We start from the raw sequence: 21,017 nt of genomic DNA, 5'->3' as shown, positions 1-21,017 counted from the left end.
ATCAGGAACCTCCGTTTGAACTTTCTTCTCCGATGTTACTCATCACCGTGTAGAACACCCAGGAAAGTAGAAGAATTACAAGAAAATAGATAAGAGACATGGCCGCGGCGGGACCAAGATCAAATTGACCGATGGCCATTTTCACAAGATCGATGGACATGAAGGTTGTTGAGTTACCAGGTCCGCCACCGGTTATTACAAATGGCTCTGTATAAATCATGAAGCTGTCCATGAAACGCAGGAGAACTGCGATCAGCAGAACCCTCTGCATTTTTGGAAGCTGAATATAACGAAAGACCGAAATGCGGGACGCTCCATCTATCTGGGCTGCCTGGTAATAGGCGTCCGGGATGGAGCAGAGGCCTGCATAACACAGAAGGACCACAAGGCTGGTCCAGTGCCAGACATCCATGACAATAATGGTAACCCAGGCGGCAAAAGGATCCTGGGTATAATTGTAGTCAACCCCGAGGGATGCAAGACTGTGGCCGAGAAGGCCAATATCCACGCGACCGAAAATCTGCCAGATGGTTCCCACCACATTCCAGGGGATCAGGAGCGGCAGGGCCATGGTGATCAGGCAGACAGGAACGCCCCAGCCTTTTTTCGGCATGGCCAGGGCAATACAGATACCAAGGGGGATTTCGATCAGCAGGATTATGCCGGAAAAGAGCAGCTGGCGCAGAAAGGCATCGTGAAAGCGCTCCGAATGAATAAGGTCACGGAACCAGTCCATACCGACCCAGAAAAACTGGTTATTCCCGAAGGTGTCCTGAACCGAATAGTTGACCACGGTCATCAGGGGGATAATGGCACTGAAAGCGACCAGCAGAAAGACAGGCAGCACCATGAACCATGCCTTCTGGTTGACTTGTTTTTCTATCACAGTTCTTCTCCTGAAATAAGATGGTCGTTGATGTACAGGTTCGCATGACTGGTGTCGACAAGGAGGTTTGTTTCATCTCCTGTCATGCCGGTCAGTTCGGAGACCACAACATTGAGTTCCCGGCTCCCCAGGGCAACGCGGACAATTTTATGTCGACCGATATCGTCCACCCTCAGAATTCTGGCGGGCAGGCCGGTCTCCCCGGGTGGAGCCAGAGAGAGATATTCCGGTCTGATGCCCAGCTCCACTTTGGCCGTGGGATCGATGTGTCCGTATTTTTTGTCAAGAACAATGGTTTGTCCTTCAACCTGGATACTGTTTCTGTCCTGCAGCCTGCATGGCAGGATATTCATGCCGGGGGAACCGATGAAGTAGCCTACAAAGGTATGTTCCGGGCGCTCAAAGAGGGCCTCGGGGGTGCCCACCTGCACAATTTCGCCTTCGTACATAACGATTACCTCGTCCGCAAAAGTGAGGGCCTCAGTCTGGTCATGGGTGACATAAATCATAGTGAAGGCAAACTGTTTATGCAGGAATTTCAACTGTGACCGGAGCTCCCATTTGAGCTGTGGGTCAATGACTGTCAGTGGTTCATCAAAGAGAATGGCATTGACACTTTTGCGGATAAGGCCCCGGCCAAGGGAAATTTTCTGCTTGGCATCGGCAGTCAGATGCTGGGCTTTGGTATGCAGTTCATTTTCAAGGCCTAGCATTGTCGCCAGTTCAACGACCCTGGGCTCTATTTCCGTTTTATTTCGGCCCCGGTTCTTCAGGGGAAAGGCCAGGTTTTCAAAAACTGTCATGGTGTCGTAGATGACGGGGAACTGAAAAATCTGGGCAATATTTCTTTCCTGCGTCGGCAGTCCGGTAACATTATTGTCATTAAAGAGGACCTGGCCCCGTGTCGGGGTGAGCAGGCCTGAGATGATGTTGAGCAGGGTTGTTTTTCCGCAGCCGGAAGGACCGAGAAGGGCATATGCGCCGCCATCCCGCCAGGTGAGATTGAGTTTTTTCAGGGCGAAATCATTTGGGTTTTCCGATTCTCCCGTATAGGAATGGGCAATGTCTTTGAGGGTTATGCTGGCCATTACAATCTCCTTCTATGTTAACGGAAGTTTTTCCGGAGTGACTACAAGTTGTTCATTTCTGTCAAAGACATAAAATGTTGCCGGATCAAGAAAGACCTCAATGGTATCATGGACATCAAAATTATGAATTCCCTTGGTCAGGACAACCCAGCGGACTCCTGCCACATCTATATGAATATAGGATTCTGAACCGGTAATTTCGGCAACAACAACCTTGGCCCTGACCTGGATCATATCAGTTGCTGCCGGGCTCTTTTCCAGAAAGAGGTGGTGAGGTCTGAAGGCGATAGTATAGTTGTCATCCGGGAGTTGTGGAAGTCTGCCGATAAGGGGGATTTCCACATGACTTTTATACAGCATGGTGTTGTTGAGCTTGGTTACCGGCAGACAGTTCAGGGGGGGGTCGGAAATGGTTTTCGCTGTGATAAGGTTCCCGGGCCTGTTGAAGACATCCAGGGTTTTTCCGAACTGGGTTACCTTTCCTTCGTGGAGTGTTGCGGTGTTGCCTCCCAGGAGCAGGGCTTCGGAGGGTTCCGTTGTGGCATAGACGAAAATTGATCCTGTTTCGGCAAAAATAAGGGGCAGTTCTTCGCGCAGTTCTTCCCTCAGCTTATAATCAAGGTTGGCCAGCGGTTCATCCAGCAGGACCAGTTCAGCTCCTTTCACAAGAGCCCGGGCCAGTGCTGTCCGCTGCTGCTGGCCGCCTGAAAGTTCCTGTGGACTGCGACTGAGCATGTCTTCCAGTTTTAACAGTTTTGCGACTTTCTGCACCTTTTCGTCAATAAGATTCTGTTCGGTTTTCGCTATTCGTAAAGGTGACGCTATATTTTCATAAACGGTGAGATTGGGGTAGTTGATAAACTGCTGATAGACCATGGCCACGTTGCGTTTCTGTACGGCGATTCCGGTGACATCCTTCCCCTTGACAAGAATACGGCCGGAACTGGGCTGGTCAAGACCGGCCATGAGGCGCATGAGGGAGGTCTTGCCGGAAAGAGTCGGGCCCAGAAGAATATTGAGTGTCCCCGCCTGAAAGGTGAGAGACACATCGGAAATATGAAATTCGGTTCCGACCTTTTTGGAAATATTCTGTAACTCAAGTTGCATAAATTTTTTCCTCTATCTGAAAATCTGCACCGTTAAAAAATGATTTAATTACTATTGGACTTCTCATAACAGCAATGCTGTGTTATTTCCCGCACCAGGCGTGCAGAGTTGTTGATTTTTCATGGTTCAGCATTGCCGGCGGGCAGGTGTGTTGTCACGTATTCTTCAAGTCGTTTTGTTTCTTTGGGGCTGAACAGGAGACCGAGGCGGGTGCGTCTCCACAATATATCATCAGCACACCCGGCCCATTCACGACGAAGGAGATAGTCAACCTCAAAGCCATAGAGTCCATGGCCGAAGTGGGTGCCGAAGGCCGAACCGGTTGTAAGGTTTCGACACATATCTTCTGCGAGGGTGCCGTAAGTTCTCATAAGCCTTGTTGCCGTTTCTCTGGAAAGATCCGGGCAGATTGCCAGCAGTTTTTGAACCTCTTTGCTGAATTCCCCGGGAGAAAAATTGCCGCCCGGCAGATCCGCCGTTGCTGTCCATGGCGGTTTCATCGAGGGGAGAAAAGGTTCCAGTTTTTTCAATACCGATTCAGCCAGTTTGCGGTACGTTGTTATTTTCCCGCCGTAGATGGAAAGCAGTGGTGTGCGGCCGTCTCTGACGTCCAGCTTAAGCACATAATCGCGGGTAGCAGCTTTTGCCTCATTTCTGCCGTCATCAAAAAGCGGACGGATACCTGAAAAAGAGGAGACGACATCTTCCGGGGTGATGGGAGTTGTGAAATATTCTCCCGCTGATTCACAGAGATATTGGATTTCTTCCGTGGATATCTCCACATCATCAGGTTTCCCGCGGTAGTCCACATCTGTGGTTCCGATCAGGGTAAACCTGTCTTCATACGGTATGGCGAAAATGATGCGTCCATCCTCATTCTGGAAAATATAGGCTCGGTCATGGTTGAACAGGCTATTCACAACAATATGGCTGCCCTTGACCATACGGATATGCTCTCCATCTTCGCTGTGGGGCAGTGTGTCCAGAACAGAATCAAGCCAGGGACCTGTCGCATTGACCAGTACTTTTGAGCGGATTATCTGTTTTTCTTTCCTGTTATTGTTGAACAGTTCGATATGCCAGGTGTTTTCCACCCGGCTGGCGGAAACAAAAGTAGTCCCGGTATGGATTTCGGCTCCGAGATCGGATGCATCAAGGGCATTGAGGATTGTCAGGCGCGAATCCAGAACCCTGCAGTCAGAATATTCAAATCCTTTCCTGTAATTTTTTTTCAGTACGCTACCAGCCTCGTCGGTGGTCAGGTTAACGGTGGAAGTGGGGGGCAGCAACTTCCTGTGTCCCATGTGGTCATAGAGAAAAAGACCCAGACGGATCAGCCATGATGGGCGCAGCCCTTTGTAATGGGGGAGGATGAAGCGAAGAGGCCAGACGATGTGTGGTGCATGGGTGAGAAGTATTTCCCGTTCCCTCAGGGCTTCTCTAACCAGGCGAAACTCATAGTACTCCAGATAACGCAGGCCGCCATGGATTAATTTTGTACTTGCTGACGAAGTGCCGGAGGCAAGATCATTCTTCTCGCAGAGAAAGACGGACAGGCCTCGTCCGGCGGCGTCTCTGGCAATGCCACAACCATTTATGCCGCCACCGATAATAACCAGATCGAAAACGATTGTTTTCATGGCCGACCCTCAGGATGATGCTCTTTGTTGAGAATGATTGTTTCGAATTATGATTATTCGCCTTTCAGGTGAAATCGTGCGCCATGTTTAACTGAAATCAAATGCTAATTCAAGTGAAAATGAAAAGGGGGAAATGTTTTCCTGTCTGCAGGGTTTTCTGTTTGGTGGTGAAAATTCGGGTCTGATGAGAATGCAGTTTCGGGACTTTATCCTTCACCGGCAACAACTATCCCTGTGCCGTGTTCTCTGCACGTTTTCATCAGTTTTTCCGGCAAGGTGCTGTTTGTTACTATTGTATCGATTTTGGAAACATGGCTGATACGGATTGGAGCATTCCGTTCAAATTTCATACTGTCTGTCACCAGAATGACATGGCGGGCATTATTAATAATAGTCTGGGCTACGCGAACTTCACTGAAATCGTAATCGAGCAGAGAACCATCTTCATCAAGGGCGGAAACACCAATGACCGCATAATCCACTTTAAATTGATTGATGAAATCCACGGCCGCAACACCTACAATTCCACCATCTGAACGACGGACCTGACCACCTGCAATAATCAGTTCTATGCCCGGAAAGTTTTTCATGATGTTTACAGCATTTATATTATTTGAGATAACCAGCAGGCCCCGGTGATTTTTCAGGGCATGGGCCACCTGCTCAGTTGTCGTACCGATATTAATGAGCAGGGAACTGTTGTCCGGGATCAGTTCCGCTGCTTTCTTTCCGATGGCGATTTTTGCTTCAGGTGCCAGGAGCCTTCGTGCTTCATAGCTGACGTTTTCTATGCCGGAGCCGACAATGGCTCCCCCGTGCACACGCTGCAGCAATTGTTTATCGCAAAGGACGTTGAGATCTTTGCGGATTGTCTGTGGTGAAACTTCGAAAGTGATGGACAGTTCTTCAACTTCGACTTTACCGTTTTTCCCGGCAAGGCCAAGTATGCTGTTCTGGCGGGGTGAAAGAACATCCATAGGAATTATGCCTTGTAGTTAGTGTTTGTCCATAGTTGGTCTTTTTGCCCGATATCTGCGTTGGCCGAAAAAATTTATCCTCGGAGGTAAGCGTAGACTCCGATATCAATTATATGGTTGCGGTAAAATTTCCCGTGCGCCTTGATCTCGAACAAAAATCCTCATTTCTGGACAGACACTCTCTAAAAATAAATTCCTTTGACTTCCGCTGCAGTTGCTGTGACCGAATCTCTGGTGAGAATGGCTTCGCCGACCCTGCAGCCGTTTTTTATCATGTCATTGATGCCGATCCCTTCCCAGCCAAATCCGCAGATATGGAGGCCCGGCAGTGATGACAGAAGGGTTGAGCGCCATTTGAGAAGGGCTGGATAACCTCTTTCGAGCTGGGGAATGGAGGACCGGGGACGAAGGACGTCTGTGAAAACAGGTTCGTTTCTGATCTTGAGTATTGTTCTTGTATCATCAAAGGCCCTGGATATCAGAGTTGAGTCGTCCAACTCAAGTCTTTCCGGATGACGTCTGCCGCCGACCAGGGTCTCAAAGAGAATGTGGTTTTCCGGAGCTCGGCCAGGAAACATATTGGATGAAAAGAGTGAACCAAGGGTAAAACGTTTTTCGCATTCAGGAATAAGATAACCGAAACCGGGCGGGAGTTTTGTCTCGTTGGTGAATCCAAAGACGACAGAAGCAATTTTTGCTTCAGGAATCGAGTTGAGGGGGCAGGGCGGAGAAATCGGTCTCAGGAGTTGAAGTGCTTTGTTTACCGGCAGGGCCAGAACCAGATTCTTTGCTGAAAAAGTTTCTTTTTCTGTTTTGACATGCCAGTTTTTGCCTTCTTTTTTTATCGCTGTAGCCCGGCAGTCTGTCTTCAGTTCTTTTCCCTGTTGCAGTTCTTTCGTAAGTTGCTCCGGGAGTTGCTGCATACCATTTGAAAAACTGATCATCGCCGGTAACTGCAGGGAACCTCTTTTCTTTTTTTTTCCTTCCCTCATCTTTTTAAACAACCCCCGAAGAACAGAACCCGTCTCCCGTTCCAGTCGACGAACACCAGGCATGACTGAGTCAATGGTCAACCTGTCACAGTCTCCAGCATAAGTTCCTGTAAAAACGGCATCCACATAGGGCAGCAGGGCAGGGCCAAATCTGTGGTGGATCCATTTGGCGACAGTCGGCTCTCCTTCTATGGGAGGGCGAAAGAGTTCTGCCAGGACCCGGACCTTTGCGGTCCAGGGGATAAGGGGAGCCATAAGTATTTTTCTCGGGGTCTGGGGTATGAGGTTCAGTCTGTCGTTCAGGTAGACGTAGCGCACAAAATCAATCAGCGGTGCTTTTACCGTTTCTCCGTCGAGTCCCGTTTCATTCAGTAATTTCTGACTTTCAGGGCAGTTGTCAAGAAAGCCGTGGGGGCCGATTTCCGCGATAAATCCGTCACGACAGGAGGAGCGGACAGCTCCTCCTGTACGGGATTCCTTTTCAAGAACCAAAAAGCGGTGGCTGGGATTTTGTTGTTTGAGTACATGGGCTGTGGTGAGGCCTGAGAGCCCAGCCCCTATGATAACAGTATCGAGTTTTCTGGTCATTGCAGTATTGCGTGAAATTGAGAATGCTGGAGATAAAGTGTAACCCAGCCGCCATGTTGCAGCATGCCGGGGTTGTAAATTCGTGTATTGCCGATCCGATCCTCACCCTTTGATTCGTGAATATGTCCGGTGATGCAGATATCGGGCTGGTGCCGTTCTATAAATGTTCTTACCGCCCGGGACCCGACATGGCGGCCACTTCGAATCCGGTCTGTTGTCGTGTTGTATGGCGGGGGATGGGAGATAAGGATCGTCGGTATCTTGTTTTTTGTATTATCCGCTGCCTGATGTAACAGATTCCTGCCTTGTTTCCAAGAATTTTGCAGGAGAACCGCCAGTTCTTTTTCTGAAAATTCCGAAGGTGTATTAAAGGGTGTGGGATTTGAGCCTCCGACGCCGAGAATGAGAAGTTTAGAACCTATCAGTCTTGCCTGGCCATGCAGGTTGATACCAAGCTTATCCAGGCATGTGTCAACCTGTTTCCTGTCGAGATTGCCGAACAGGGCGAGAACCCTGGGGTTAATGGTTATTATTTCGTTCAGTACTTTTCTTACATCAGATTCGGAGCCATGGTTGGTGAGGTCGCCGGTGAGCAGGATCAGATCAGCTTTTTCGATCTCCGGGATAGTTCCGACGAGGGATGTGGCCATGTGGATATCACCAAAGGCAATTATTTTCATAGGTCAGCCGGGAACGTATGGGGAACTGTTCACAGGCACCCCGGCTTTAACGGTCTCTTCTGTCCGTATGGGATAACTGTGAGCAATTACCCTTTAATTTACTGCCGATTTGTCAGTGGTCAGGGGTGCCGTATCTTGACAGTTGTTCTTCGATGCTTAACATTTTGGCCGAAATTCCAAAAAAAATCAATGGAAAGGATTTTCTTTCCATTCCCGTACAGACGTTAAGAATGAGGTGAAATATGGAAACAACTACGCATGAATTTCAGGCGGAAACCAAAAAGCTGCTCGATATAGTCATCAATTCACTCTATACCGAGCGTGATATCTTTGTAAGGGAATTGATTTCAAACGCGGCCGATGCACTGGAAAAATTCAGGCATGAGTCTCTCACCAAAACGGATGTTTTTGATGATCATGTGCCGCTCGAGATCACCATAGATGTTGATGAAAAAAAACATACCCTGACAATCAGCGATACCGGAATCGGCATGACCCGTGAAGAGCTTGAGCATAATCTCGGTACTATTGCCCATTCGGGATCTAATACTTTTCTGACAGAACTAGTGGAGGCGGCCAGAAAGGATGTCAGCCTGATCGGTCAGTTTGGTGTGGGTTTTTACTCCGCATTCATGGCTGGAAAAGAAGTTCGGGTCCAGAGTCGTTCCTGGGATGGCAGCGAGGGCCATGAATGGGTTTCTGATGGTTCAGGATCTTTTACCATCACCGAAATGAAGGGGCTGCACAGGGGGACGAAGGTTATCATCGCCTTGAAGGATGATGCCAGGGAGTATGCACAGAAATGGAAGATTGAGTCGGTCATTAAACAGTATTCCGCCTTTGTCTCATTCCCCATAAAGCTCGAAGGGGAAGTCGTCAACACGGTTCAGGCCCTGTGGACAAGAAACCGCAACGAAATAACCGAAGAGGAATACACCGATTTTTATAAGTTTGTCGGCAATGCCACTACGGAGGCAATGTACAGGTTGCATTTTTCTGCCGATGCTCCTCTGGCTATTAATGCACTTCTCTTTGTTCCCCAGGAGAATTTTGAGGTTCTCGGGTTTGGACGGGTTGAACCGGGTGTCAATCTCTATTGCCAGAGAATCCTCATTGACCAGCATTCCGAAAATATTCTGCCTGAGTGGTTAAGGTTTTTAAAAGGTGTGGTGGACAGCGAGGATCTGCCGCTCAATATTTCAAGGCAGTCGCTGCAGGATAATGCCCTTGTTGCCAAACTGCGTAAGGTTATTACCAAAAGATTCCTGAAATATCTGGATGAAGAGGCGAAAAAAGATGAGGAGAAATATCGGAAATTCTGGTCAACTTTTGGTCTTTATCTGAAAGAGGGTGTAACCAGCGATTATGAATATCAGAAAGAGCTTGGAAAACTGCTTCGATTTGAATCCTCGAAATCGGAGGACGGTAAACCCGTCGGCCTGGCGGACTATGTCCTGAGAATGAATCCCGACCAGGAGGAGATCTACTATATCAACGGACCTTCCAGGGCAGCGATTGAGGCCGGGCCCTATGTGGAGATGTTCAGGAAAAAGGATATTGAAATTCTCTATACCCTTGAACCAATTGATGATTTTGTTCTCAGTCATTTGGCCGAATTTGATGGTAAAAAACTTGTTTCAGCAGATCGGGCAGATCTTTCTCTGGCAAAGGATGGGGAGGATGCCGGGGAAAACGAGGCCGGTGATGATGGCGACAGCCTTGACAGGAAGGGACTCGATGAGCTTCTGCAGTGGATGAAGGAGGAGTTGGGCGAGGTTGTAGCCGATGTGGTTGTTTCCAAACGGCTGGTGGATGCGCCGGCAATGATTGTTAATCCTGATGGTTTCATGACCTCATCGATGGAGCGGATCCTTGCGGCCAGTCGAAAAGAGCAGGGACTGATGGCGGGAGAAAAATCAAAGAAAACCCTGGAGATCAATCCGAAAAACCCCTTGATTGTCAAACTGGCCGGGTTGCGTGAAAACGATGAGAAGCTTGCCGTTGAAGTGGTGAAGCAGATTCATGATAACGCTATGATCCAGGCGGGCCTGGTTGTAGATCCGCTTGAAATGGTTGAGAGGAACTACAGGATTCTTAACCGGGTGGTGGAGTGATTGGGCCTCAGGTTACCTTGGCAGCCATGTCGTTAACTTAAGCGATGAGTCCCATTCCGACCTCGTCCGAGGGACGCCTAAACCCGTCCCTGGAGGGGCTTGACTGCAGCCGTCCTGGCTGCAGATACCTTCGGTCAAGGTCAGAATGGGACTTTCATGAACCATCTTGTCCTTAAGTTAACGACATTGCCTTGGCAGTTTTGCCGCCAGTTATTCGTTGATAAAAAATATCGTACAGGCTATAGAGGTGGCATGGAGTGTAAGGGAAAGAGGGCATGGCATAAAATTTTCAGATGAATTACCGGAGAGAGTATGTCTTTTTCAAAAATTTTTTATACTGTTGTGTTTCTGCTGTGTCTTTTGTCCCTTTTGTCCGGCTGTTATAATAAACCTGTACGGCACCTGGCATCTGATGCGGCTCTGTTGAAGGTTGGAGTGTCAACCCGTGAGGATGTTCTGATATATTTAGGTGATCCCGACGAACAGCAGGTTGGGCCGGACGGCTCTGAAAAATGGCTGTACACCAAGAAGGATATGACCCTTCTGGAGAGAGTGCCCTATGCCGGAAAATATTTTGGTTCTCCTGAGTACAGTCGTCTGATTGTGACTTTGAAAAATGGTATAGTCACGAAGTGCGTTTATCTGCGTACTGACGAGGATGATCTGGATTGGGCTGATGATTACTCCTGGCAAGAGAAAAAAAGTGAGTGACCGGTATGTAACCAGCAGAGAAAAAATGGTGAGGGAGCAGCTCCTTAATCGTAATATAACTGACGAGCGAACTCTTGCCGCAATGAATGAAGTCCCCCGGCATTGTTTTGTGGATGATGCCATGGGGGGGCGTGCCTATGGAGATTATCCGCTGCCTATTGGTGCGGGGCAGACCATTTCCCAACCCTATATCGTGGCCTGTATGACACAGGCCCTGCAGCTTTGCGGAAACGAAACTGTACTTGAGATCGGTACGGGATCAGGATACCAGGCTGCTGTTCTCTCCAGATTGTGCAGGAAAGTTTATACAGTTGAACGGATTAATTCCCTTCTTGCCACTGCCCGCAAAGTTTTTGACCGGCTGCGGTATTTCAATATCAGGTCAAAACTCGACGATGGCACATTGGGGTGGCCGGAACACGGTCCCTTTGATGCAATTATTGTTACAGCGGGTGGGCCGGAAATTCCGCAGCCGCTGATTGATCAGCTGGCCGATCCGGGAAGGCTTGTTATTCCAACAGGGGACAGACATGCCCAGGGGCTTGAATTACTTATAAAAAAGGACGGGCAGGTTGAGATCAGGCGACTGGCAAATGTCCGGTTTGTTGACCTGGTGGGGGAGTATGGCTGGAGTGGAAAGTGAAGACATTGGCTCAAAAAGTATTATTCGTGGACTGTATGATAGATGTATGGACTGGATCAGTGGCCCATACGGTACGTATGCACTTTTCCTGATTGCCTTTGTTGAATCTTCTTTTTTCCCCTTGCCTCCTGACGTTTTTCTCATTGCCATGTGTGTGGCGTCTCCGCTGACTTCCTTCAGGTATGCTGCAATCTGTTCTGTTGGATCAGTTCTGGGCGGGGCTTTTGGCTACGGTCTGGGATACTGGTTCATGGATAGTGTCGGTATGCCAATTGTGCAGTGGTATGGTTTGTCTGCAAAGTATGAGATGGTGCAGCACTATTTCAGAGAGTATGATGTCTGGATAGTGGGTACAGCCGGATTTACGCCCATTCCATATAAACTGTTCACCATTACGGCCGGTTTTGTCCATTCCAATTTTATTACATTCATGATTGTGTCACTGGTGGCACGGTCCGCAAGATTTTTTCTGGTGGCAGGACTTATTCGTAAGTTCGGGCCCTGGATACAGACGTTTATAGATCGTTATTTTAATATCCTCTCCCTTCTTTTTGTCTTTCTTCTTGTTGCGGGTTTTGCCCTGGTCAAATATTTTTTCTGATCTTCATTGGGCCAAAAGTGCTTAATGGGCCAAGTTGTGCTTATTTTAATTGTTAGAAACCCCTGACTCTATCAATCTTGCCTGATTTTTCTTGAATTTCCAATTTTCTTTCTATACCCTGAATGCGTGAGCCTGTATTTAAACCGGTACGGCCGGTTCAAATGGTTCAACCATTAATACCCTGGGGTACCTGTGAGCAATTCCGGCTCAGAGGTAATATAATCATATGATTGCTACCCCTGTGACCAGTTACGGTGGAGTAGATGGAAAAAGGAGCGGGGTGTGGAAGAAATATTGAAAAAAAGGCGGACCCTTCAGGAAACGATGAATTTCATGGTAGCACTGTCTGCCGGAATAGAACCGATTCTCGGCAGGGGAGCCAACAGCATGACCATGTCGGCAGGGAGAAACCTGGGACGGAAATTTTCTGAGGATGCCAGGAAAACGGATGATTTGCTGGAAGCAGTGGAAGAAGTCAGGAATATTCTGGTGGCCAACAGTTGTTTGTGGGGATTTGAACCGTTTAAACCTGAAGGGCAGGAGGAGTTCGTCTGCAGAAATGAGAAGGGTGATTTCGAAATGCTTCTGGTCTTTCGGGACTGTATGATCAGGCAGGCTCTTTTTCGTTTCGGACATCCACAGCAGGGTTCCCTGTGTAACATGATGTATGGATTTTTTGCGGGTGCCCTGGAGTCTATCATGGGAAAAAAAGCGACACTGACCATAAAACATGCCGGTGAGAACAGTTGTCTGAAAAAACTGACGGTTGCGGCTTGAGGGGATCTTCCCGGAGGAAAAGATGAGTGAGAAAAAGGTTCGCCTGAACAGTGAGTGGCTGTGCGATTGTGGAGGGTGTCACGTGGCTATTGTCGATCTGCATGAGAAGATGCTGCGGGTCCTGGAATCCATAGAAATCCAGAAATGCCCGGTACTGACGGATGAAAAAGGGTATCCGGAGGCTGATATCGGCATTGTCACCGGTGCCATCAGAACGGAACATGATCGCAATGCCGCTATTGAGATGCGGGAGAAATGTGAAACCATTATTGCCTTTGGTACCTGTGCTGTTTACGGGGGATTCCACGGTGCCGGTCTTGCACACAGCAGGGAAGAAATCCTGGATCATGTCTACAGGAAGAATCCTACTACAAAAACGGATCTTATTCCGGGAAACTCCATATCATCCCTGGAAAAGATGGTTATTCCGATTGATGAGGTCATTGATGTGGATCTGTACCTGCCAGGCTGTCCTCCCCATGCCCGTTTTATTTTTGAGGCACTCTCCTCCCTTGTAGTTGGATCGGAACCTAGGGTTCTTCAGGAAACGGTATGTGCCGGTTGCAACAGGGTAATGGAGAAGACCGACGTCACTGCTGTCAGGGCCGGTCATGAGGGAATCGCCGAAGACGATATCTGCTTTCTCAGCCAGGGTTATATCTGTCTTGGTTCCGTCACCCTTGATCGCTGCCTGGCTCCCTGCCCCTCCCATGGGATTCCCTGTACTGGTTGTGCAGGACCGACGATGCAGATTCTCACTGAACCCACCAGGGATATCAGAACGGAGGTGAGTGAGCGCATGTCCAAGCTGACTGCAATTCCTTATGATGATATCATGGAAAAAATGGAAAAATCAGCCAAGACACATTACGCCTATGCAATGGCCACAAAAATGGTTGGCCAGAAACCAACATTTCTCATAAAGAAATGGATAGCCGATTCAGAGGAATAAAACATGTCCACAACAATCAGAATTGATCCTGTGACGAGAATTGAAGGGCATGCCCGTATTCTGCTGGACTGCAATGAAGCAGGTCAGGTTGAAGATGCCTTTTTCTGTGTTAATGAGCTTCGGGGTTTTGAGAGAATATTGGTTGGTATGGAAGCTCATACACTGCCCCAGGTTACTGCGCGTATCTGTGGGGTTTGTCCCACGGCCCATCACCTGGTGGCGGCAAAGGCTCTTGATGCGGCGGCCGGTGTAACCGTCCCCGAGGCAGGGAAACTGCTGCGGGAGTTCATGTATATGGGCCATGTGATTCACTCTCATGCCCTGTCCCTTTTTATTCTTGCCGGTCCGGATCTGGTTTTTGGTCTGCAGGGCCAAGATGCGGGCCGAAATATTGTCGGGATGGCTGAAGTGGAACCGGAGCTCACCAAAAAAGGACTCCGCCTTCGCAGTCTGGGCCAGAAAATAAACGAGGCTATTGGCGGCCGGGGGATTCATCCCGTGACCGCGGTTGCCGGAGGAATCTCATTTTCGCTCAGTGACGGACAGTTTTCCAGGCTGCAGGAGCTGACGGCGGAAACGGTGAATCTTTGTTCGGAGCTTGCAGGACAGATCAGGGAACTTTTATTTCGTCTTTTCGACGCCAACCCCCGGCTGCTTGAAAGCCAGAGCCTGCCGTCATGGTACCTGGGTAATGTCAGCGATGGTACACTCAATTTTTATGATGGAGTTTTGCGCGGTATGGATGAAAACGGTGTAATCCGAAAAGAGTTTCGAGCTGCTGAGTATGATCGTTGCCTGGTGGAGCGCGCAGTTACCTACTCCTACGCCAAGGAGGTCTATTTTCTCCATGCAAATGTGGAAAATATGTATCGTGTAGGCACCCTTGCCCGGTTAAACGTGATTGACGGGATCGAAACGCCCCTGGCCCAGGCCGAATTTGAGCGGTTCAGAACCAGCTTTGATTCGCCCTGCCATAACAGTATCATTCAGATGTATGCCAAACTGATAGAACTGATATATGCCTGTGAGCGGGCGGATCAGCTGATTAATGATCCGGCATTGCGGGGGAAAACACGGGTGGAGGCATCATTTGCCGGCAGAAGAGGTGTTGCCCATATCGAAGCTCCCCGTGGCACGTTGATTCATGATTATGAAATTGACGAAAGAGGGCTTGTAAGAAAGGCGAATATGATCATTGCCACCCAGCAGAATACGGCAGCCATCAACAGTTCGCTTAAACGGAGTGGCAATTGTCTGTTGACCGGCAGTGATGATGAACAGGTGCTGAATAATCTCGAATTTGTTGTGCGGTGTTATGATCCATGCCTGGCATGTTCCACCCATGCTGTTGGAAGAATGGCTCTGGAAGTCGAAATACGATGCAATAACCAGGTAATCAGGAGAATCAGGAGGTAGAATAATGCTGGAAATGACCATTCATGAGAAGGCCTGCCGTGGTTGCCGGTTATGTCTTGAAGTTTGTCCAACCGACTGTTTTGAATTTGATGAGGAGAACAGGAAAGCTGTGGTCGTGAGAATAGCGAGTTGTATCGAATGCCTGAGTTGTGCCTATATCTGTCCGTCCCTTGCCATCAGTCACAGAAATCATCATGTAGTCAAGAATTTTTATCGTAACATACAATTCAGTCGTCGGATGGGGAAATTCTTATGATAACGGAAAATGAGCTGAACCTGACTCTGGAAGACTATGACAAGGCGTTTACCGAAGTCTCATTTCTTCTTGACATGTTCGTTGAGACCATCACTGTTTTCGTCGGTAAATCCACGCCGTCCCTGGCGGTAGCCGCGGGCAGGAAAATGGCGGCCAATCTGCCGGTTTATCTGACGGATAACAGCCCTGAAAAGGTTATTGAGGAGCTTGTCCGTGTTTTCTCAATCCAGGAGCTGGAGTTGAGTGGACATTTTGAAGGAACGGAGGCTGTGATTACAATCAATCAATGTCCAATCGGCAGTGTCTGCGAGAACAGGAAAATGGAGATTGACGGGCAGACCTGTCAGATGTTTCATTACTATATTGCGGGGATGGTGGCTGAACTTGCAGGTATGCCGGTACGACCACGAACTGTTTCCACCGGTGAGCGGTGCATTTTTAATCTGGCGTTCAGTGGGTTAAAGAGACAATGACTGAAGGTCTTGTCATATGTGTCGGTAATGATTTTATAGGTGATGACGGCGTTGGTGCTGCAGTCTATGAGCGACTGAAACAACTCGATTTACCTTCTGGTGTCCGGGTGGAATATCTTGGCCTTGGAGGAATGGACCTTCTCGAATATTTACCGGGAGGGCAGATTCTGGTGGTGGTGGACAGTGTTCAGCTTGGAAGTCCGTCGGGAACGGTGCATCAATTACCCTGGGATAAAATTCCATCCCTAGGGGGCCGTCCCGTCAGTGGGCATGGAATCGGAATACGGGAAGCTGTTGAGGTTGCTGCCAGGATTTACCCGGAAAAGGTGCCGGATGAAATTTACCTGGTGGGAATAGAGGGGCATCAGTTTGATCAGTTGGGAACGGGGATGAGTGATAAGGTCGCAGAGGCAATAGATCCTGCCGTGGATCGGGTGCTTGATCTTCTCAATGGCAAGAAAAACAAAATCTGATTACGCACAAAACTCAGCCTGATAAAGCAGGCACATCCACAATTTGGCCGAGTTTCATGGGTAATCAGGAAACAAAAAGTAATTACCTGCAGGGGGGTAAAGATTTTTTCAGGTTCTTTTGTTCGCTATAGTCTGCTTCAGCCTGCGCGGGCAAAAGAGAGCATGAAAGGCTGGGAAACTGTGAGTTATTGGCCCTGTGTTTCTTTTTCCTGCCTGAACAGCCATCGCAGTTCTGTCGAATCCCGGGGTTGAAAACGATAACCTTCAAGATCGAATTCTTTGAGATATTCCGCTTTTTCAATACCATTTTTGACGGCGAAATCAGTCATATATCCCCTGGCCCGTTTTGCATGGATTGGAATTGTTCTGTAAATAGAGTTTTTTTTCTGTTGAAAGACCACATCCACTCTTTTTCCCTGCAGCTTTTTTTTGAGAATTGTTCTGGAGTACTCGGTTGAAGCAAGATTAATGACTGTATTTGATCCAGTTTTCAGGAGTGTCCTGTTTATTTCTTCAGTGATGTGATCACTCCAGAAGTGATAGAGGTTTTTCCCGTTCCCCGTCACAAGTTTTGTTCCCATCTCGAGCCTGTATGGATGCATGAGATCCAGAGGGCGCAGGATTCCATAAAGTCCCGACAGGATAAAGATATGATCCTGGCAGTACTGGAGTTGGTCTTTATTGTAAGAATCAGTTCCTATTCCTCTGTACACATCTCCCTGGAAGGTGAAAAAGGCCTGGTGGACACGTCCCTTTCGCAGGGGAATTTGGAAACTGTGGATACGTTCATAGGTTGTTTCCGTCAGTTTCCTGCTGGTCTTTAAAATGGTTGCAAGTTCATCCTTTGACATGGCCTGAAGCTGGTTGATCAGTGACTCGGTTTTGTCTGGGAAGAGCGGCTGGAAATAAAGGGGAAAATCACGTCCATTGAAGGCTTGTGTTTTTGAAGGTGCAAGAATGAGAAGCATTGTAGAGTAATCGGCTGAATTGTGTGCAGACCACCTTGGAAAACAGCATTTTCGCTGGAAAGGGAGTGGCCGGTTGTCTAAAAAAAACCTAGCTTACACGGTACTCTATTTTCATCTTGATTACCCATGAAACTCAGCCAAATTGTGGATTGGACCTGCTTTACAAGGCTAGCTTACGGTCAAAAATCACTGGAAATCTCAATTGATAAGGAATTCAAATGAAAAAAGTGTCAGTCCAGATTATTTTCAAACCAGTACAATGTGATTTTTGAAATACGCCTTATAAAACAGGCACATCCACAGGTCTCAAGTATCAGGCTGAATTTTGTACGTAATCAGCGTTCCACCTGGGCGTTGCCGGGTCAAATTAAAAATAACTTTTGTTATTTAGAAGAATTTTCATTACATTTCAGAGAGAAAAAGCGTAATTACTCTTGGAGTTACTACCCCTGTGACCAATTACGAAAAAGCACATGGTTAATTGACCTGTGAGTGGTTAAATCATTTTAGTTTTATGGAGGGTGAAATGATGGAAAAGAAAATGGTGGAATCTGAAATCGAAACATTTCTCAGTGACTGGGGTGGAGAGGGTGATCAGCCGATGAAGAACTGGTTTCGGCTCTTTTTTGATACCGTAAAAACTATGGAAGATGTTGAGTTGCAGTTTGTTGCCCGGCCCGGAGTCAGTTTTTCCATCAGGCCGAAGCATAGAAGGCAGACCGACAGGGAGCTGTTTGCCATCATTGACGTTATTGATGATGATCCGGCGGAACGCTGGCTGTCCGTCTGTTTTTACGGTGATATGATTACGGACCCCGAAGAGAGAGGAGAGGTCATTCCAAGAGGTCTTTCCGGAAGTGATGGCTATTGTTTCGATATGTTTGAAGATGATAAACAGCTTGCCGCCTATCTTGTTGCCCGCCTGAAAGAAGCGGGCACAGCTGCAGGAAAATAAACAGATTTCCAGGATGAGATGTCTGGAGAAAAAATGAAATTTTCGAAGCTGGAGTGTCTTTTCAGTTCCTTGATTTCGAAGGAAAAAACTGATCTTCCAAGGCACCCTATAGCTTGAATTGATTGATCATGTCGGTCAATTGTCCGGCCAGTTTTCTTAAATCTCCTGCACTTGTGTTGACTTTTTCACTGTTTGAGTTGATTCCTTCAGATGTCTCTCCCACCTCGATAATATATTTTGCCACTTCTCTGGTTGCTATTGATGCCTGGGATACATTTTCATTCACTTCCTGTATGCCCAGGGAGGCCTGGGATATGTTGTCGGCAATTTCACGGGTGGCATTGGTTTGTTCGTTCACTGTGTCAGAAACAACAGATACCATTTCATTTATTTCACCAATCACTGCAGAAATCCGGGTGATTTCCATGACCGAATTACTGGTGGCATCCTGTATTCTTGAGATGCTGTCCCTGATTTCGGCTGTTGCGTCCGATGTTTGCCTTGCCAGATCTTTGATCTCATTGGCAACCACTGCAAAACCCTTGCCCGCTTCACCTGCCCGGGCGGCTTCAATGGTCGCATTGAGTGCAAGAAGATTTGTCTGTTCCGATATTTCAGTGATTGCTTCTGTAACCTTACCTATCTCCTGGGCGGCTTCACCCAGGGCCTGAATCTTGTTTGATGCATTGTCCGACTGGTTGACTGCTGTTTGTGTTTTTGTGCTGGTTTTATCGGTGTTGGATGATATCTCTGCGATTGTTGAAGACATTTCCTCTGCTGCAGCCGCAACCATATTGACATTCACTGAGGTCTGTTCAGATGCAGCGGCGACCGAGTCCATATTCATACTCATTTCTTTGGCTGCATCCGCCACACTGTTGACTTTTTCTGTTGTCTGTTCAGAGCTGGTGGACATTATGCCGGATATGGCGGCAAGTTCATTTGAGGCTGATGAGAGAGTTTGAATTCCACCAGCAATATTCTGAAACATTGTACGAAGTTTTTTGCCCATTTCATTCAAAGCCCGGGCAAGGTCGCCGATCTCATCCTTCTGGTTGAGGTCAAAATGTGTTGTCAGATCACCTCCGGCGATGGTTTGCGCAAAATTGACACCCCGGATAAGTGGTTTTGCTATCATTCCTGCAATAAACAGAGCATACAAGGTAATCAGCGCTGTTGCCGCGATTGCTATAATGATAACACTTTTAATGAGATTGTTGATCGGTTCCTTTACCTCGGCCCTGTCAATTTCCGCTATAAGGGCCCATGTGGTATTTCCGAACTTGACCGGCGTGTAGGCGGAAAGAACAGGATTGCCGTTGTAATCAATAATAATTCCCGCATCTGTTGTTCCTGCCAGAGCTTTTCGGCTGGCGACCGTGTCGACCCCGTTACCGGCGACATTGCCGGCAAAGGATGCATTGACCGAATGTCCTTCTGGATCAAGAAAGGAGTCTGAACGCATCAGTTTATCCTGGCCGACCAGGTACGTTTCACCGGTTTTACCCATACCCTCCCGTTCCTGCATTATATTATTGATTGCTTCCAGAGAGAGTTGCAGTGCCACAATGCTTTCGAGATTTCCGTTTTCATCAAAAACAGGATAACCGATAAATGCCGCCGGTTCATTATTGCTCGGGGCATAGGGCTTGAAATCCTGAATGGCCGGTTTTTGTGTATTCACTACCCGGGCCCAGAGTTTGCCAAGACCACTGTCTTTCAACGGTCCATGACTGAGATTGGTACCGAGATCTGATTCTTTTGCCGCTGTATACATGACATGGCCATGTTTGGCACAGATAACGAAAATATCATAATAACCGTATTCTTTCATATATTTGAAAAGATTTTCTCCCTGTTCCTGCCAGATCTTTTTGTATTCAGGTGTGGATGTATTGTACGGGCCATCTGCTTTGATATTGAATTCATGATGATATTTAAAAAAATGGTTGATAATATTATGTGTATCAGCGCTTCTTGCTAGAATTTCAATATCCTGCATGCGCTCTTTCAAAAAAGACTCAATTTCAATCTTTTTTACACTCCGCAAAGTTCTCAGTTGATTGAAAGCACTCTGCATCAGGGCGTCACTGGCTTTAAAGCTGGACCACCAGCCGACAACAGCCAGGGGAATGATCCCCGCGAGAAGAAAGAGAATGGTCAGTTTTGGTTTAATTTTAATATCCTTCAGCTTTAACATGTATTCTCCTTGTATGCGCCGGGCATCATGCGGGTATGTTTATTCTCGTTTTCAAACGATTTACGTATTTTCTCGTAAATAAGAATTATTGTCAAATTATTTAGATGGATTCTTGTGTCACCTGATCAATTTAAGGAGTGGAAGCCTGGAGGGATTAAGAGTACGCCTGTGATTAACTAATTAATTTAATAATAAAAAACATAACTCAAAAAAAATATCGAGTGCTAAAGTATTTAGGTAAATTATTGCATTTCTTTTTTCCTTCACATATTTGCTGGAGTATGCTACTACATGGTAGTAATACTACATGGTGGTTCTTCCGCAATTCTAACCGGTGAGTGAAATACGATGAATGAAGCGTTGATTCTGGAGAAGCTGGATGCTCTCAGCGATGAAGTGAGATCATTGAAAAAAGATGTTCTTCAGGAGTTAAGGCGTGATCTTGAACCTGTTCTCAAATCAACCCGTCCTGCAGCGACAGGGTTCCTGCATGATGTTGAAAACGGACAGGCAAAGGAAA

Annotated in this window: 20 protein-coding genes; 11 read left to right on the top strand and 9 right to left on the bottom strand. The window is 47.5% G+C overall.

Annotated elements, in window-relative coordinates:
* Position 1 precedes the first annotated feature (1 nt).
* From ACXLDX_RS00715 to ACXLDX_RS00685, 7 genes are all read right to left on the bottom strand, one after another.
* The gene (locus ACXLDX_RS00715) at positions 2-883 is read right to left on the bottom strand and encodes a carbohydrate ABC transporter permease (RefSeq protein WP_457575287.1); all 882 of its coding nucleotides are present in this window, start codon (positions 881-883) and stop codon (positions 2-4) included.
* On the bottom strand, positions 883-1,974 hold the full coding sequence (locus ACXLDX_RS00710) for an ABC transporter ATP-binding protein (RefSeq protein WP_457575268.1): 1,092 nt from the start codon (positions 1,972-1,974) through the stop codon (positions 883-885). The genes ACXLDX_RS00715 and ACXLDX_RS00710 overlap by 1 nt, the downstream gene beginning before the upstream one ends.
* 12 nt (positions 1,975-1,986) lie before the next feature.
* Positions 1,987-3,081 carry an ABC transporter ATP-binding protein gene (locus tag ACXLDX_RS00705; RefSeq protein WP_457575267.1) on the bottom strand — a complete coding sequence of 365 codons (1,095 nt, stop codon included), beginning with the start codon at positions 3,079-3,081 and terminating at the stop codon, positions 1,987-1,989.
* A gap of 119 nt (positions 3,082-3,200) precedes the next feature.
* Positions 3,201-4,721, bottom strand: a complete 1,521-nt coding sequence (gene glpD, locus ACXLDX_RS00700; protein ID WP_457575266.1) for a glycerol-3-phosphate dehydrogenase — start codon at positions 4,719-4,721, stop codon at positions 3,201-3,203.
* A gap of 206 nt (positions 4,722-4,927) precedes the next feature.
* Positions 4,928-5,698 carry a DeoR/GlpR family DNA-binding transcription regulator gene (locus tag ACXLDX_RS00695; RefSeq protein WP_457575265.1) on the bottom strand — a complete coding sequence of 257 codons (771 nt, stop codon included), beginning with the start codon at positions 5,696-5,698 and terminating at the stop codon, positions 4,928-4,930.
* Positions 5,699-5,880: 182 nt separating this feature from the next.
* Positions 5,881-7,278: a protoporphyrinogen oxidase gene (gene hemG, locus ACXLDX_RS00690; protein ID WP_457575264.1), complete on the bottom strand. Its 1,398-nt coding sequence runs from the start codon at positions 7,276-7,278 to the stop codon at positions 5,881-5,883.
* Positions 7,275-7,958 carry a metallophosphoesterase gene (locus tag ACXLDX_RS00685; protein ID WP_457575263.1) on the bottom strand — a complete coding sequence of 228 codons (684 nt, stop codon included), beginning with the start codon at positions 7,956-7,958 and terminating at the stop codon, positions 7,275-7,277. Before ACXLDX_RS00685 ends, hemG begins: the two co-directional genes overlap by 4 nt.
* A 242-nt stretch (positions 7,959-8,200) precedes the next feature.
* Between ACXLDX_RS00685 and htpG the strand changes: the two genes are divergently transcribed.
* From htpG to ACXLDX_RS00635, 10 genes are all read left to right on the top strand, one after another.
* Positions 8,201-10,072 carry a molecular chaperone HtpG gene (gene htpG / locus ACXLDX_RS00680; RefSeq protein ID WP_457575262.1) on the top strand — a complete coding sequence of 624 codons (1,872 nt, stop codon included), beginning with the start codon at positions 8,201-8,203 and terminating at the stop codon, positions 10,070-10,072.
* Positions 10,073-10,384: 312 nt separating this feature from the next.
* A complete protein-coding gene (locus ACXLDX_RS00675) occupies positions 10,385-10,783 on the top strand; it encodes a hypothetical protein (RefSeq protein ID WP_457575261.1) in 399 nt (132 codons plus the stop codon).
* On the top strand, positions 10,749-11,426 hold the full coding sequence (locus tag ACXLDX_RS00670; RefSeq protein ID WP_457575260.1) for a protein-L-isoaspartate(D-aspartate) O-methyltransferase: 678 nt from the start codon (positions 10,749-10,751) through the stop codon (positions 11,424-11,426). Before ACXLDX_RS00675 ends, ACXLDX_RS00670 begins: the two co-directional genes overlap by 35 nt.
* Entirely contained in the window at positions 11,407-12,027 is a 621-nt protein-coding gene (locus tag ACXLDX_RS00665) for a YqaA family protein (RefSeq protein WP_457575259.1), read from the top strand. Before ACXLDX_RS00670 ends, ACXLDX_RS00665 begins: the two co-directional genes overlap by 20 nt.
* Before the next feature lie 282 nt (positions 12,028-12,309).
* The gene (locus tag ACXLDX_RS00660) at positions 12,310-12,804 is read left to right on the top strand and encodes a hypothetical protein (RefSeq protein WP_457575258.1); all 495 of its coding nucleotides are present in this window, start codon (positions 12,310-12,312) and stop codon (positions 12,802-12,804) included.
* A gap of 22 nt (positions 12,805-12,826) precedes the next feature.
* Complete coding sequence (locus tag ACXLDX_RS00655) at positions 12,827-13,756, top strand: NADH-quinone oxidoreductase subunit B family protein (protein ID WP_457575257.1); 930 nt, start codon at positions 12,827-12,829, stop codon at positions 13,754-13,756.
* A 3-nt stretch (positions 13,757-13,759) separates the two neighbouring features.
* Positions 13,760-15,172, top strand: coding sequence for a Ni/Fe hydrogenase subunit alpha (locus ACXLDX_RS00650; RefSeq protein ID WP_457575256.1), 1,413 nt, complete (start codon positions 13,760-13,762; stop codon positions 15,170-15,172).
* Positions 15,173-15,176: 4 nt separating this feature from the next.
* Positions 15,177-15,428, top strand: coding sequence for a 4Fe-4S dicluster domain-containing protein (locus ACXLDX_RS00645; protein WP_457575255.1), 252 nt, complete (start codon positions 15,177-15,179; stop codon positions 15,426-15,428).
* Positions 15,425-15,901, top strand: a complete 477-nt coding sequence (locus tag ACXLDX_RS00640; protein WP_457575254.1) for a hypothetical protein — start codon at positions 15,425-15,427, stop codon at positions 15,899-15,901. Before ACXLDX_RS00645 ends, ACXLDX_RS00640 begins: the two co-directional genes overlap by 4 nt.
* Positions 15,898-16,374, top strand: coding sequence for a hydrogenase maturation protease (locus ACXLDX_RS00635; protein ID WP_457575253.1), 477 nt, complete (start codon positions 15,898-15,900; stop codon positions 16,372-16,374). The genes ACXLDX_RS00640 and ACXLDX_RS00635 overlap by 4 nt, the downstream gene beginning before the upstream one ends.
* Positions 16,375-16,559: 185 nt before the next feature.
* On the opposite strand, the gene yaaA is transcribed toward ACXLDX_RS00635, so the two are convergent.
* On the bottom strand, positions 16,560-17,342 hold the full coding sequence (yaaA, locus tag ACXLDX_RS00630) for a peroxide stress protein YaaA (protein WP_457575252.1): 783 nt from the start codon (positions 17,340-17,342) through the stop codon (positions 16,560-16,562).
* Between the two features lie 526 nt (positions 17,343-17,868).
* Between yaaA and ACXLDX_RS00625 the strand changes: the two genes are divergently transcribed.
* Positions 17,869-18,297: a hypothetical protein gene (locus tag ACXLDX_RS00625; RefSeq protein ID WP_457575251.1), complete on the top strand. Its 429-nt coding sequence runs from the start codon at positions 17,869-17,871 to the stop codon at positions 18,295-18,297.
* Between the two features lie 106 nt (positions 18,298-18,403).
* On the opposite strand, the gene ACXLDX_RS00620 is transcribed toward ACXLDX_RS00625, so the two are convergent.
* Positions 18,404-20,497 carry a methyl-accepting chemotaxis protein gene (locus ACXLDX_RS00620; RefSeq protein WP_457575250.1) on the bottom strand — a complete coding sequence of 698 codons (2,094 nt, stop codon included), beginning with the start codon at positions 20,495-20,497 and terminating at the stop codon, positions 18,404-18,406.
* Between the last annotated feature and the right edge of the window lie 520 nt (positions 20,498-21,017).

The sequence above is a fragment of the Desulfomarina sp. genome (assembly GCF_054039375.1).
The sequence above is the reverse complement of the archived record's forward strand: the minus strand, read 5'-3'. Positions and strand labels throughout refer to the sequence as shown.